Raw genomic sequence first — 14,654 nt, 5'->3', positions numbered from 1 at the left:
ACTTATTAAGTAATTTGAGTTGTTCTTCATCACGAAGATAATAATTTTTGAAAGCAATTCACAACATGTAAAAGATGGTACAATTCCTTTTGATAGTTGTTCTTCATCACGAAGATAATAATTTTTGAAAGCAATTCACAACAATGACAGATGCTCAAAATGCTTATATGACGTTGTTCTTCATCACGAAGATAATAATTTTTGAAAGCAATTCACAACATGAAAACACATGAGAACCCTTACAACAGGGTTGTTCTTCATCACGAAGATAATAATTTTTGAAAGCAATTCACAACTAGAAGTCGGCTGATTCTGAAGAGTTCCCAGTTGTTCTTCATCACGAAGATAATAATTTTTGAAAGCAATTCACAACACCTCGAATAGTGAATATCAGAATGCTTTAGTTGTTCTTCATCACGAAGATAATAATTTTTGAAAGCAATTCACAACCTAAATCCAAAGCAAACAAATACTAGCACAGTTGTTCTTCATCACGAAGATAATAATTTTTGAAAGCAATTCACAACTCTTATATGAAAACGCTTACAACTGGTATGGTTGTTCTTCATCACGAAGATAATAATTTTTGAAAGCAATTCACAACGAAGATACGTATATTAAAAATATAGATACTGTTGTTCTTCATCACGAAGATAATAATTTTTGAAAGCAATTCACAACAACTAACATAACAAAATATGGGAGCAGCCGGTTGTTCTTCATCACGAAGATAATAATTTTTGAAAGCAATTCACAACGGGGTAAAGTATGATATGGTGCTGGTTTTAGTTGTTCTTCATCACGAAGATAATAATTTTTGAAAGCAATTCACAACATTATAGTTTGCTCTGCTGGAATTTCAAAAGTTGTTCTTCATCACGAAGATAATAATTTTTGAAAGCAATTCACAACTAAATAGACCTAGGTCGTTAGGGCTGTTAGGTTGTTCTTCATCACGAAGATAATAATTTTTGAAAGCAATTCACAACACCTTATAAAGCTTTGGGTTTTTGCCTGTTGTTGTTCTTCATCACGAAGATAATAATTTTTGAAAGCAATTCACAACCCTGACCATCAAAACGAGTGGTAGTCGTTGGTTGTTCTTCATCACGAAGATAATAATTTTTGAAAGCAATTCACAACCTATGTATAAAGAGGCATGCATTATAAATCGTTGTTCTTCATCACGAAGATAATAATTTTTGAAAGCAATTCACAACTCTATTTCTATCTCCTCAAAATCCAGTAGAGTTGTTCTTCATCACGAAGATAATAATTTTTGAAAGCAATTCACAACTTTCACGGATGAGCATAGTAGGAATATAGAGTTGTTCTTCATCACGAAGATAATAATTTTTGAAAGCAATTCACAACCCTCCGTATGTATCTACTCTAGTCCAAATCGTTGTTCTTCATCACGAAGATAATAATTTTTGAAAGCAATTCACAACCCGCAAAATTGCAGAGATAATAGGAATAGAGTTGTTCTTCATCACGAAGATAATAATTTTTGAAAGCAATTCACAACAGTCTTTATATGTTGTGGTACTCTAGGATAGTTGTTCTTCATCACGAAGATAATAATTTTTGAAAGCAATTCACAACCCGTTTAAAACTACAGCGTAATGCATCCACGTTGTTCTTCATCACGAAGATAATAATTTTTGAAAGCAATTCACAACCCTAAAGTGCCTATTAGATTAGAGCTAGAGGTTGTTCTTCATCACGAAGATAATAATTTTTGAAAGCAATTCACAACATCCCATCAGGGATACCCTATTTAGCTAATGTTGTTCTTCATCACGAAGATAATAATTTTTGAAAGCAATTCACAACCCATCACCTTCAGTTTCCATCTCTCGGCATGTTGTTCTTCATCACGAAGATAATAATTTTTGAAAGCAATTCACAACAATTTTTGATAAAGGTAGAATGATGGCGACGTTGTTCTTCATCACGAAGATAATAATTTTTGAAAGCAATTCACAACACAAAGTTCTGAATTTATACTTTCAATTTAGTTGTTCTTCATCACGAAGATAATAATTTTTGAAAGCAATTCACAACCACTATTACTTTGGTAATGGAAATACTCAGGTTGTTCTTCATCACGAAGATAATAATTTTTGAAAGCAATTCACAACATAAAGATACAGTGGAGTATTTCTCCACATGTTGTTCTTCATCACGAAGATAATAATTTTTGAAAGCAATTCACAACTACGCAATGTATGATTACTATGATGTTAAAGTTGTTCTTCATCACGAAGATAATAATTTTTGAAAGCAATTCACAACCACAAATGGCGCCACATAAGTATATAGTTTGTTGTTCTTCATCACGAAGATAATAATTTTTGAAAGCAATTCACAACTTACGCAGCCAGTGACCAAAAAAACCAAAGGTTGTTCTTCATCACGAAGATAATAATTTTTGAAAGCAATTCACAACATCCTAAAGGGGCTCCTAATGAATATAGAGGTTGTTCTTCATCACGAAGATAATAATTTTTGAAAGCAATTCACAACTACAAAACAGCAGATCAGGAAATTATATCTGTTGTTCTTCATCACGAAGATAATAATTTTTGAAAGCAATTCACAACCCCCATCTAATTACGCCAGATGGCGAGTTAGTTGTTCTTCATCACGAAGATAATAATTTTTGAAAGCAATTCACAACTTTCATAAAATCTGTGATCTTAAAAGACTTGTTGTTCTTCATCACGAAGATAATAATTTTTGAAAGCAATTCACAACATTATCTTAGCGTTACATCCGCTAGGTAAAGTTGTTCTTCATCACGAAGATAATAATTTTTGAAAGCAATTCACAACCAGTACCTTTACACAGAATACGATTAATAAGTTGTTCTTCATCACGAAGATAATAATTTTTGAAAGCAATTCACAACATGTGCTTTAATCCAATAAAAGTAGATTACGTTGTTCTTCATCACGAAGATAATAATTTTTGAAAGCAATTCACAACTGAAAAGACTTCGCAAAAAACAGGAAACTTGTTGTTCTTCATCACGAAGATAATAATTTTTGAAAGCAATTCACAACATCCTGCATTGATTCTGAATAAAACATATTGTTGTTCTTCATCACGAAGATAATAATTTTTGAAAGCAATTCACAACCTTCCATTATTTTTATAAAATTTGAAGAGTGTTGTTCTTCATCACGAAGATAATAATTTTTGAAAGCAATTCACAACTCATTGCTTGCTCCTATTTTATTTAGCATTGTTGTTCTTCATCACGAAGATAATAATTTTTGAAAGCAATTCACAACCTATTTGTTTATCTGTCAACCCTAACAAACGTTGTTCTTCATCACGAAGATAATAATTTTTGAAAGCAATTCACAACCGCTTCGATGAAATTATTAACCGAACTGGCGTTGTTCTTCATCACGAAGATAATAATTTTTGAAAGCAATTCACAACAATATCTCATTATTCCAGTTAAAATATTGAGTTGTTCTTCATCACGAAGATAATAATTTTTGAAAGCAATTCACAACAGTTGGTCAGGACGTGAAGAATTATGCAAATGTTGTTCTTCATCACGAAGATAATAATTTTTGAAAGCAATTCACAACTATAGTACAAAACTGGGGTATAGTGGAAAAGTTGTTCTTCATCACGAAGATAATAATTTTTGAAAGCAATTCACAACTCGAGTTCTATAAACTCGCCTTCCCGTAAAGTTGTTCTTCATCACGAAGATAATAATTTTTGAAAGCAATTCACAACTTCGTCGGCGTGGTGGTAGATAAGGCGGGAGTTGTTCTTCATCACGAAGATAATAATTTTTGAAAGCAATTCACAACACTTCCGTCCATATCGAATAATGTGTTGATGTTGTTCTTCATCACGAAGATAATAATTTTTGAAAGCAATTCACAACTACAATCGTAACTGTAACAACATAGTAAGTGTTGTTCTTCATCACGAAGATAATAATTTTTGAAAGCAATTCACAACTACCAACCGTTAACAGTAGGTGCGGTATCGGTTGTTCTTCATCACGAAGATAATAATTTTTGAAAGCAATTCACAACGAGAATGTGACGATCTAGTTTTATTCGCGAGTTGTTCTTCATCACGAAGATAATAATTTTTGAAAGCAATTCACAACGAGATCGTATTGAGCTTTTAATTTAGTCAGGTTGTCCTTCATCACGAAGATAATAATTTTTGAAATCCGTTGCAGGAAAGGCGTAGGCGGATTCGACGAAAAGGGTTCGATTAAGTTAGGCTGATTTTACAGACTATAAAAAATTAGCCATAACCGAACTACAGTCGGCTATGGCTAAAAAATATTTTAAGCAAAAATGAAATTAAATTCCGTCGATGATTTCATTTAAAACCGTACTTGGTCTCATAGCAGCATACGTTTTGTACGTATCTGTTTTGTAGTAACCATCAATATCCTGAGGTTTTCCCTGAGCACCAATTAATTCTGCGTTGATTACTTCTTCGTTTTCCTTCATTGCTTCTGCAATCGGAGCGAATTGTGTCGCTAATTCTGCATCAGCAGTCTGGTTTGCTAAAGCTTCCGCCCAGTACATTGCCAGATAAAAGTGAGAACCTCTGTTATCGATTTGTCCTACTTTTCTTGCAGGAGACTTGTCGGTAGCTAAGAATTTAGCATTAGCTTCATCCAGTGCGTCCGCTAACACCTGAGATTTTGTATTCCCCTGAGTTTGTGCCAAATGCTCTAAAGAAGCCTGTAAAGCAAGGAATTCACCTAAAGAATCCCATCTTAAATAACCTTCTTCGATGAACTGCTCAACGTGTTTAGGAGCAGAACCTCCCGCACCGGTTTCAAAAAGACCACCTCCGTTCATTAATGGAACAATAGAAAGCATTTTAGCAGAAGTCCCAAGTTCAAGAATTGGGAAAAGGTCAGTTAAATAATCTCTCAATACGTTTCCGGATACAGAAATGGTATCTTTTCCTTCTCTTGCTCTTTTTAATGTTTCCGTCATGGCATCTTTTACATCCATGATTCTGATGTCTAATCCGTTGGTGTCGTGATCAGCTAAGTATTTTTCAACTTTTTTGATGATTTCTCTGTCGTGTGCTCTTCCTTTATCTAACCAGAATATAGCCGGAGTATCAGATAATCTGGATCTGTTTACTGCTAATTTTACCCAGTCCTGAATCGGAGCATCTTTCGTCTGGCACATTCTGAAAATATCTCCTTTTTCTACTTTCTGAGAAAGAAGAACGTTTCCGTTTTCGTCCTGGACTTCAATGGTTCCTTCTGCTGAAGCCTGGAACGTTTTGTCGTGAGATCCGTATTCTTCAGCTTTTTGAGCCATTAAACCTACATTCGGAACAGAACCCATTGTGGTAGGATCTAATTTCCCATGTGCTTTCATATCATCAATAACAGACTGATAGAAACCTGCGTAAGAACGGTCCGGAATAATACAAACCGTATCTTCTTCTTTTCCGTCTTTGCTCCACATTTTTCCGCCGCCTCTTACCAATGCAGCCATAGAAGCATCAACGATGATATCGGAAGGAACGTGGAAATTGGTAATCCCTTTGTCTGAATTTACCATCGCCACTCTCGGTCCGTTTGCCAGAGCCGCTTCAATATCTGCTTTAATATCCGCTTCCTGTGCATTTCCTTTGATTTTTTCAAAAAGATCAGCCAGACCGTTGTTTGGATTAACATCTAAAGACTTGAATGTCTCTGCATATTTCGTGAAAACCTCTTTGAAGAACGTTTCTACAATCGCTCCGAAAATAATCGGATCGGAAATCTTCATCATGGTTGCTTTAAGGTGCGCCGAAAGAAGAACGTTTCTGTTTTTAGCTTCTTCAATAGCTTCCTGTACAAAAGCTTTTAGAGCATTGAGATTCATTACGGAAGAATCAATTACTTCTCCTGCCTGAAGGTTGGCAAAATCTTTCAATTGCGTTTCAGAACCGTCGTTTCCTTTGAAAACGATCTTAAATTTTGTAGCATTTTCTACCGTTGTTGAGGTTTCAGTTCCGTAGAAATCTCCTCCGTTCATGTGAGCAACGTCTGTTTTGCTGTCAGAAGCCCAGTCGCCCATTCTGTGAGGGTTTGCTTTTGCATAGTTTTTAACGGCTTTTGGAGCACGTCTGTCAGAATTTCCTTCTCTTAATACAGGGTTTACGGCACTTCCTAAAACTTTGGCATATTTTGCTTTAATTGCTTTCTCTTCATCATTTTTAGGCTCAGCAGGATAATTAGGCACTGCAAAACCTTTAGACTGCAGTTCTGCAATTGCTTCATCCAATTGAGGAGCAGAAGCTGAAATATTCGGTAACTTGATAATGTTGGCATCCGGTTGAGTCGCTAACTGACCCAATTCAGCCAAAGCATCACCGATCTTTTGATCATCCTTCAAAAATTCCGGGAAGTTGGCTAAAATTCTTCCTGCCAAAGAAATATCCGGAACGGCGATCTCAATATTTGCAGATTTTGTAAAAGCTTTCACAATCGGTAAAAACGAGTGTGTAGCCAACATAGGAGCCTCATCCGTAAGCGTGTAATAGATTTTTGATTTGTCTGACATTATACTGTAATTTATTATTTGATTTTTTAAGACTCACAAATTTAGTGATTATGATTGTTTTATTTAAACATTTGCATAAAAAAAGAGGCGAGAGCCTCTTTTTTAATTTTCAGTTTGATTCTGACAATATTAAACTTGGATTGGCAGAAGAATTAAATGTCTGCGAGATCCAGGTTCCTGTCTTACTATTAAATACATACGCTTTACTGCTATAGCTATCTACAAATGCAAAGTTACCGTTAGATTTTGTTAAACTTGGATTGGCTGAAGAATTAAATGCCTGTGTGATCCAGGTTCCTGTTTTAGTATTGAAAGCATAGGCTTTGGTATCATACATATCCATAAAGGCAAAATTACCATTGGATGAAACTAAACTTGGACTGGCAGAAGGATTGAATGCTTGTACAGTCCAAATTCCTGTCTTTGAGTTGAAAACGTAAGCTTTGGCATCATACATATCCATGAATGCGAAGTTACCATTGGATGTAATTAAAGTAGGACTAGCAGAAGCATTAAATGTCTGGGCTATCCAAGTTCCTGTTTTATTACTAAAAGCATAAGATTTTGCGCTATATGCATCAATAAATGCAAAGTTACCATTGGACGTAACCAAAGTTGGGCTTGCATAGGTATTAAATGTCTGAGCAACCCAAGTTCCTGTTTTACTGTTGAAAACATATGCTTTGGCATCATAGGAGTCAATAAATCCAAAATTTGAAAATTTATTTTCTACAATATCATCATTTAAGGATGAACCATTAGAGTTCATATTTACTTTATCTGCCACCATTGCATAAGGCACACTCATCAACTGATTTACCCCGACATTCGTATAGTTAGAGCCTCCTGCAGGATCCATTTCCACTTTTACAAATTTGGCGTTGGTTCCCCAGTTGATTGCTCCGAAATTTCCTGTCGTAGCCGTTCCCTGTCCGATATTCAGATTTACCAGACCTTTGGCGTTGGTCGTTTTGTTTTGTGTTTCTGTATATAAAACCGTTCCGTTGGCTGCATTATCCAGAATGCTGATTCTCAAAGAAACGTTTCCGTTAGCAATCGGAGCTCCTGCCGCATTGAAAGCAATCGTCTGATAGCTGAAAGCCTGCGGAACCTGTGCGCTTACTAAACTTGCTAAAAATAATCCTATAGTTGCATAAAGCTTTTTCATGTTCAAATAGTTTTTTTAAGGTTTTTTGATAATTTTGATAGGTTTGATGTCGGAGTTTTTGAAAACGATCATATAAACTCCCTGTTGAAGCGGTCTGAGATCCAGTTGTTCAGAATCTAATTTAGTTTTGAAAACAAGCTTTCCCGAAAGATCATAGATTTCCGCACCTTCGATTTTTGATTTTGAATTCAGTTTAACATAAATGAAATCAACAGTAGGATTGGGATAGATTTTCACATGGTCTTTTTCAAGTTCTGAAACACCCAAAACCTGTAAAACAGACTGGTAAAACATTCCCATTGTTCCGGAATTCGCTTTGTCAGGATCTGTAGGAATCACATAAATTTCTCCCACCGAATGCGTAAAGTTATCCGCAGAAACCGCTCCCGAGTTCATATTCCCGATCACAGACTGGGCAAAACCAAAAAAAGGAACTCCGAATAAGAATAGAGTAATTTTTTTTCTCATGGTCAATAATTTTAAGGACTGCGAATATAAATAAATTTTTGATGCTGAAGATCGTTTCGGATCCAAAAACTGTTAAGTTCTGATATGATTGCAACCGGAAGATTCGGAATGTTGACAACTATGATGAAAATATTAATTTTTTTTCGGTAAATATCATTCCTCTTTACATAGGATTTCATCCCTCTGATTCCGGATAACCAATATTTTAACAAAAAAAATTCATAAATTTTATCGAAGAAATGAATGATTGTATTTTATCGTTTTTTCAGCTTCCCTATCTATTAGAAAAATGAAACAATATTTTATATTTCCTCAACGTTTGAAATAAAAATTAATAACATTATTTCTTTTAAAAAAGCACAGGATGAAAAAGAAACCCAACAATCCACCGTTGTATGATGAAGAGCTGATGCATACCGTTCTGGACATTTTTTCTGAAATTCTTGACACTCTCAGGAAAAAGCAGATAGCCGATTCCCAGTATTATGACAGTGCCGATGTAAAAAGGCTGCTGAATATCAGCGACAGTACTTTATTCAGAATCCGGAAATCACAGAATATTCCGCATATAAAAATCGGAAAGAAAATATACTATCCGAAATCGTTTTTCAATACAGCCCTCAAAAAATGAGGGTATTTTTATGTCTTTCGTTGGCGGGATTAAAACCGGTTTCTGCGGAATGATGCGGATCGACGGTCACTCTTCTGTTATCCTGAGCGCGAAACACCGCAGGATCTCTTTTATTACAATAAATAATTGTCTAACACTTTCAATTCAATACCATACTCTAAAATCAATGACTTTCTGCGTTGTCATCCTGAGCGCGAAGCAGTCGAAGGATCTCTTTTTCTTATCACAATAATCTGTTGTTTTGATTGTCGTGCAATTACTTCACGTAGATTGTGCAGATATAAAATGTAAGTTCTTAAATTACTTTCCAAGTATATCAAACAGCTAAAGATTTCAATAAATAATTGTCTAACGCTTTCAATTCAATAGCATACTCTAAAATCAACAATTTTCTGTGCTGTCATCCTGAGCGCGAAGCAGCCGAAGGATCTTTCTTATCACAATAATCTGTTGTTTTGATTTTCATCTTCAATTACTTCACGCAAATTGTGCAGATTACGCAGATATAAAAAGTTACTTCTTAAGCTACTTTTTAAGTATGTTAAGCAGCCCAAGGATTTCTTTTTACTACAATGATTGTTTAAATGGAGTAGCCGTGATGTGTGCTTCGACTTCGCTCAGCCCACGGTGGTGGGTGATTTACAATGATTTGTTTAAAATTAAGTTGTACTGAAGTACGCTGAGCGAAGCCGAAGCGAAAAATATCCGTATTACATTTTATCGGAGATAAAATCTTTGCGCCTTGATAGATAGAGCATGTTAAAAATCTTGCGTCTTTGTGGGTTTAAACAATTTTGGGATGGTTATTCAGGTTGATGCGCGCTTCGGCTCCGCTCAGCGCACGGCTTCGGGTGTGGTTTACAATGATTTGTTTAAATAAAGTTGAACTGAAGTACGCTGAGCGGAGCCGAAGCGAAAAATATCCGTATTACATTTTATCGGAGATAAAATCTTTGCGCCTTAATAGATAGAGCATGTTAGAAATCTTGCGTCCTTGCGATTGTAAACAATTTTGGGGATGGTTATTCAGGATGATGTGCGCTTCGACTCCGCTCAGCTCACGGTGAATGTTTGGTTTACAATGATGTGTTTAAATGAAATTGCATTGATGTGCGCTTCGGCTCCGCTCAGCCCACGATGGAGAGTTTGGCTTACAATGATTTGTTTAAAATGATATAGCAATGATGTACGCTTCGGCTCCGCTCAGCCACGGTGGAGAGTTTGGTTTACAACGATTTGTTTAAAATTAAGTTGTACTGAAGTACGCTGAGCGGAGCCGAAGCGTACGGTTAGAAATTAGTAGAAATACGGTAATCAAAATTCTCCCGAAATCCTTCGACTGTTGTTCGGTCTTTCTTCGGAAAAAATCCCATTTTTCCGAAGCCGATCCGAAGAAGACCCGAACATGATCCGAAGAAATGGGTTTTCAAACCGGTCAAAACCGGTCAAAAGCAGTCAGAACCGGTCATCTTTTTCACAGGTGCCTGAAATTGGAAAATTCTGTAATACCTTCGTTCTGTTAACCAATAAAAATGCACAAAATGGCACGAATAACAAAAGGAATCCTTGGAGGATTTTCAGGAAAAGTGGGAACAATTGTAGGCGCAAACTGGCGCGGACAGGACATTATCAGAAGTATTCCCAAACCAAGCTCGAAACAGCCCACCGATAAACAGCTTCTTCAGCAGACCAGGTTCAGCATGGTGATCAGCTTTCTGCAGCCGCTCAAAAATATCCAGACGAAGTATTTCGGGGCAGGTAGCGGTTCAAAATCAAGGGTAAATATGGCAGTTTCCTATACGATCAGCGAAGCATTACAAATGAATGGAGATGTTCCCGAACTGGTATACAACAAAGTGCTGATTACGAAAGGGGATCTGGCAGGTTTCCAGAACGTCACCGCTATTCCGCAGACCGGAAATGTTATTGCACTGAGCTGGGAAGACAATTCCGCACAGGGAAATGCAGATGCCGCCGACAAAGCCAATGTGGTGTGTTATTGCGAAGAACTGGGAACGTTTGAAATTTTCGAATCCGTTGCCGAAAGGGGAGCATTGACTGCCGATGTGACGATGCCTGTTTCCTACACAGGAAAGGAAATTCAGGTCTGGATTTTTTTCAGAAATGCGAAAGAAACGCTTGCGTGTAACAGCGCGTATCTTGGGGCTTATACCTTAATTTAATTTGAATCTCCATCCGAAAGGGTGGGGATTTTTTATCGTGGCTTCGGCTCCGCTCAGCCACCGGGATTTTTTGATGGGGTTTCTGGGTGTTATTGGGCTGTGGTTGGTTTTTTGTAATGGTGGTTTTGGCTACGCTCAGCCACCGAGTTTTTGATGTGATTTTTGGGCTGTGGTTGGTTTTTTGTAATGGTGGCTTCGGCTCCGCTCAGCCACCGTGTTCTTTGATTTGATTTTTTGGGGGTGTTGGATCGTGGGTTGTTTTCTGTATTGGTGGCTGAGCGGAGCCGAAGCCACCTATTCATCTTTTATAAAAAACTTACTGTGGGTTTCATTCATGCATTCTGCCTCTTTTTTTCTGCGGCTCCATCCCTGAATTTGTTTTTCGCGGTAGAAAGCCAGATCAATACGTTCAAATTCTTCAAAATAAATAAGCTTTACAGGAAGCCGTTTTTTAGTGTGATGAGCACCTTCTCCTTTTTGATGCTGCGAAAGCCGGCGTTCCAGATCGTTGGTGCTGCCGGTGTAATAACTGCCGTCTGAGCAGAGAAGAATATACATCCATCCTTTTATCATTTGTATTTTTTTCTAAAGATAGTATTTTATTTGAATGCGGTGGCTTCGGCTCCGCTCAGCCACCTTTTGTGTTTGTATTTTCTAAGCTATTGGATGTTAAAAATATTTCTGGAAAGATTATTAATAGAGAGCTGTGCCTGTAATCTGGTGGCTGAGCGGAGCCGAAGCCACCAGATGTACTTATCAAGCTAATTTATTTCATTAAAATTTTTAACACTGTATGATATCAAAGGAATCTGAAATACAAAAAGAATTCACTCTTAAGGGTATTTTTTTATTGTTTATGGTTTACCGTAAAGGATAGAATTTGTTTTTTAATTATATTTGATGTCTGAATTTTAAAACCGATGAAACCAAAGGAAATAAAAGATAAACTGGCAACTATTGCGACTAATGTGGAAAAAGAAAATTTCATTTATGATTTTCTGATGGCTTTTGGTATTTCAAAAAATGCAATTACCAGATTAAGAAAAGGTGATTCTAATCTTTCAAAAAAAGAAGGAGAATTACTTTTTAAAAATAAAATATTCTTTAGGGAGGAAGTTGGGGAGAATCTTTTAGATGCAATTGATGAAGCATCTAAAGATGATAAAATTCTGAAACATAATCCTCGTTTCATTTTGGTGACAGATTATGAAACCATTGTGGCGGTGGATGTAAAACTAAAACTAAATAAAAGATTTTCTTTTGGTGAACTATCGGATCATATAGATTTTTTCTTGCCCCTTTCTGGTGCAGAAATTTACAAAGTTTCTACTAATAACAAAGCAGATAGAGATGCCGCTTATCAGCTAGGGCGATTATATGAAATATTAGTAAATGACAATCCGGATTGGTTAGCAAATGGTAGTCATCATCTCAATTTATTTCTTTCCCGATTATTATTTTGTTTTTTTGCCGAGGATACTGGCATTTTTGAGCTAGAAAATATTTTTACTGAAACTTTGGTTAATAACACCAATGAAGATGGTTCTGATGTTGATCAATTTTTAAATACTTTATTTAAAAAATTAAACAGCAAAACTGGCGATTTTCCTGAATACCTTAATCCATTTCCGTATGTAAATGGTGGACTTTTTAAAGATGAAATTATAAGCCCGAAGTTCAGTAAAAAAGCCAGAAACATTCTTATAGACTCTGGCGAACTGAACTGGAGCGAAATCAATCCAGATATTTTTGGTTCAATGATACAGGCGGTTGCAGACCCTGAACAAAGAAGCAATTTGGGAATGCATTATACTTCTGTGGAGAATATTTTGAAACTGATTAAGCCTTTATTTTTAGACGAGCTCGAAGAGGAGTTTGAAAAAAATATGGAGAATCCAAAAGGCTTAAGAAAGTTGATTGACAGAATTTCTAAAATTAAATTCTTTGACCCAGCTTGCGGAAGCGGAAATTTTCTCATTATTACCTACAAAGAAATTAGGAATCTTGAAGTTAAAATTATTTTACAACTTATTGCTTTAGAAAATGCCAGTTTATTTGGAGGACAAAGCTTTGTGAGCAATATCAAACTCTCACAATTCTACGGAATAGAAATTAAAGATTTTGCCCACGAAATGGCGATTCTTTCTCTTTGGTTGGCAGAACATCAGATGAACCTCTATTTTGATGAAAAATTAGAGGGCTTTGGGAAGTCTGAACCTATTTTACCATTGAAACAGGCTGGAAATATCGTAGCAGGAAATGCAGCCCGCATAAATTGGGAACAAGTTTGCCCTAAAAATGAGGGCGATGAAATTTATATTATTGGGAATCCGCCGTACTTGGGAGCTAGAATTCAAGATGAAGAGCAAAAATCCGATATGGATTTTATATTTAGTTCATTTGCAAAATACAAAGACTTAGATTATATTTCAATTTGGTTTTATAAGGGCTCTAAGTATATTGATAGCTTCAACGCTCAATTAGCCTTTGTTTCAACGAATTCTATTTCGCAAGGACAACAGATTGCTTTATTATGGGATAAGATTTTAAGAAATAATATAGAAATTTCATTTGCCCATACATCATTTAAATGGACGAATAATGCCATTGGTAATGCAGGAGTAACAGTAATTATTGTTGGACTAAGAAATATAATTAATAAACAGAAATATATTTTTTCTGATGGAGTCTCTAAACCTGCTAAAAATATAAATGCTTACCTACTAGATGCCTCAAATATTATAATTCCAGAACGAATGACATCAATCTCAGGATTTAAAAGAATGAATTTTGGCAATATGCCTAATGACGGTGGTGGGCTGATTTTTAGTGAAGAGGAAAAGAATGATTTAATTTCTGAATTTCCTTTAAGTGAAAAATTTGTTCGTAGGTTAGTTGGTTCGACCGAATTTATTAATGGTATTAATAGATATTGTTTGTGGATTGAGGATGAAGAATTAGAAGAAGCTTTAAATTATGAATTTTTTAAAAATAGAATTGAAATTAGTAGAACTCACAGAGTAAATAGTAAAGATACGGGAACAAATAAATTAGCAGCGAGGGCGCATCAATTTAGAGATAGAAAAACGGCTGTTAATGATGCTATTATTGTTCCATCTACTTCATCAGAACGTAGAGAATATATTCCCTTAGGTTTTTTATCTAAAGAAACGATTATATTAAATTCTGCATTGGCTGTTTATGATGCACAACCTTGGCTTTTCGGTATTCTCCATTCCAAAATTCATATGGTTTGGATAGATGCAGTTGGTGGAAAATTGGAAACACGATATAGATATTCAGCTAAACTTTGCTACAATACCTTTCCATTTCCTGACATCACTGAAAAACAAAAACTGACTATTAATGAATATGTATTTGCCATTTTAGATGAACGTGCAAAGTTTCCAGAAAAAACAATGGCTTGGCTTTACAACCCCGAAACAATGCCTAAAGATTTGAACCAGGCACACCAAAATCTGGATAGAGCCATAGAAGAAATCTACAGAATGGGAAATCCTTTTACGTCTGATGCAGAGCGTTTAGAACACTTGTTTAAACGTTATGATGAAATGACCAAAAAAGATACGCTTTTTGCTAAGCAGAAAAAAACAAGAAAGAAAAAATCAGATTGA

Annotated in this window: 7 protein-coding genes and 1 CRISPR repeat array (1 of these 8 only partly in view); of the genes, 3 read left to right on the top strand and 4 right to left on the bottom strand. The window is 35.8% G+C overall.

The genetic code is table 11. From position 1 onward, the window contains the following. Nucleotides 1-4,147: direct repeats of the CRISPR family, unit length 47 nt; unit sequence GTTGTTCTTCATCACGAAGATAATAATTTTTGAAAGCAATTCACAAC; it reaches 1,522 nt to the left of the window's first position. A gap of 202 nt (nucleotides 4,148-4,349) precedes the next feature. The 3 genes from QWT87_RS05220 to QWT87_RS05210 all read right to left on the bottom strand — a co-directional run bounded on the left by QWT87_RS05220 (nucleotide 4,350) and on the right by QWT87_RS05210 (nucleotide 8,205). Beyond that, nucleotides 4,350-6,569 carry an NADP-dependent isocitrate dehydrogenase gene (locus tag QWT87_RS05220; protein ID WP_185204792.1) on the bottom strand — a complete coding sequence of 740 codons (2,220 nt, stop codon included), beginning with the start codon at nucleotides 6,567-6,569 and terminating at the stop codon, nucleotides 4,350-4,352. A 109-nt stretch (nucleotides 6,570-6,678) separates the two neighbouring features. Beyond that, a complete protein-coding gene (locus QWT87_RS05215) occupies nucleotides 6,679-7,737 on the bottom strand; it encodes an NHL repeat-containing protein (protein WP_185204791.1) in 1,059 nt (352 codons plus the stop codon). Between the two features lie 15 nt (nucleotides 7,738-7,752). Beyond that, nucleotides 7,753-8,205 carry a T9SS type A sorting domain-containing protein gene (locus QWT87_RS05210; protein ID WP_302714378.1) on the bottom strand — a complete coding sequence of 151 codons (453 nt, stop codon included), beginning with the start codon at nucleotides 8,203-8,205 and terminating at the stop codon, nucleotides 7,753-7,755. A 364-nt stretch (nucleotides 8,206-8,569) separates the two neighbouring features. Between QWT87_RS05210 and QWT87_RS05205 the strand changes: the two genes are divergently transcribed. Both QWT87_RS05205 and QWT87_RS05200 read left to right on the top strand, forming a co-directional pair. Next, the gene (locus QWT87_RS05205; RefSeq protein WP_302714376.1) at nucleotides 8,570-8,836 is read left to right on the top strand and encodes a helix-turn-helix domain-containing protein; all 267 of its coding nucleotides are present in this window, start codon (nucleotides 8,570-8,572) and stop codon (nucleotides 8,834-8,836) included. A gap of 1,541 nt (nucleotides 8,837-10,377) precedes the next feature. Next, nucleotides 10,378-11,019, top strand: a complete 642-nt coding sequence (locus QWT87_RS05200; RefSeq protein ID WP_302714374.1) for a DUF6266 family protein — start codon at nucleotides 10,378-10,380, stop codon at nucleotides 11,017-11,019. A 294-nt stretch (nucleotides 11,020-11,313) separates the two neighbouring features. On the opposite strand, the gene QWT87_RS05195 is transcribed toward QWT87_RS05200, so the two are convergent. Next, nucleotides 11,314-11,592 carry a GIY-YIG nuclease family protein gene (locus QWT87_RS05195; protein ID WP_302714372.1) on the bottom strand — a complete coding sequence of 93 codons (279 nt, stop codon included), beginning with the start codon at nucleotides 11,590-11,592 and terminating at the stop codon, nucleotides 11,314-11,316. A gap of 347 nt (nucleotides 11,593-11,939) precedes the next feature. On the opposite strand from QWT87_RS05195, the gene QWT87_RS05190 reads away from it, so the two are divergent. Next, nucleotides 11,940-14,654: a class I SAM-dependent DNA methyltransferase gene (locus QWT87_RS05190; RefSeq protein ID WP_302714370.1), complete on the top strand. Its 2,715-nt coding sequence runs from the start codon at nucleotides 11,940-11,942 to the stop codon at nucleotides 14,652-14,654.

This window comes from Chryseobacterium urinae (genome assembly GCF_030518295.1).
Taxonomy (GTDB): Bacteria; Bacteroidota; Bacteroidia; order Flavobacteriales; family Weeksellaceae; genus Chryseobacterium; species Chryseobacterium mucoviscidosis.
The sequence above is the reverse complement of the archived record's forward strand: the minus strand, read 5'-3'. Positions and strand labels throughout refer to the sequence as shown.

Coding starts and splice junctions, on each gene's coding strand:
- QWT87_RS05220 (WP_185204792.1), bottom strand. CDS start 6,569: ATGTCAGACAAATCAAAAATCTATTACACGCTTACGGATGAGGCTCCT.
- QWT87_RS05215 (WP_185204791.1), bottom strand. CDS start 7,737: ATGAAAAAGCTTTATGCAACTATAGGATTATTTTTAGCAAGTTTAGTA.
- QWT87_RS05210 (WP_302714378.1), bottom strand. CDS start 8,205: ATGAGAAAAAAAATTACTCTATTCTTATTCGGAGTTCCTTTTTTTGGT.
- QWT87_RS05205 (WP_302714376.1), top strand. CDS start 8,570: ATGAAAAAGAAACCCAACAATCCACCGTTGTATGATGAAGAGCTGATG.
- QWT87_RS05200 (WP_302714374.1), top strand. CDS start 10,378: ATGGCACGAATAACAAAAGGAATCCTTGGAGGATTTTCAGGAAAAGTG.
- QWT87_RS05195 (WP_302714372.1), bottom strand. CDS start 11,592: ATGATAAAAGGATGGATGTATATTCTTCTCTGCTCAGACGGCAGTTAT.
- QWT87_RS05190 (WP_302714370.1), top strand. CDS start 11,940: ATGAAACCAAAGGAAATAAAAGATAAACTGGCAACTATTGCGACTAAT.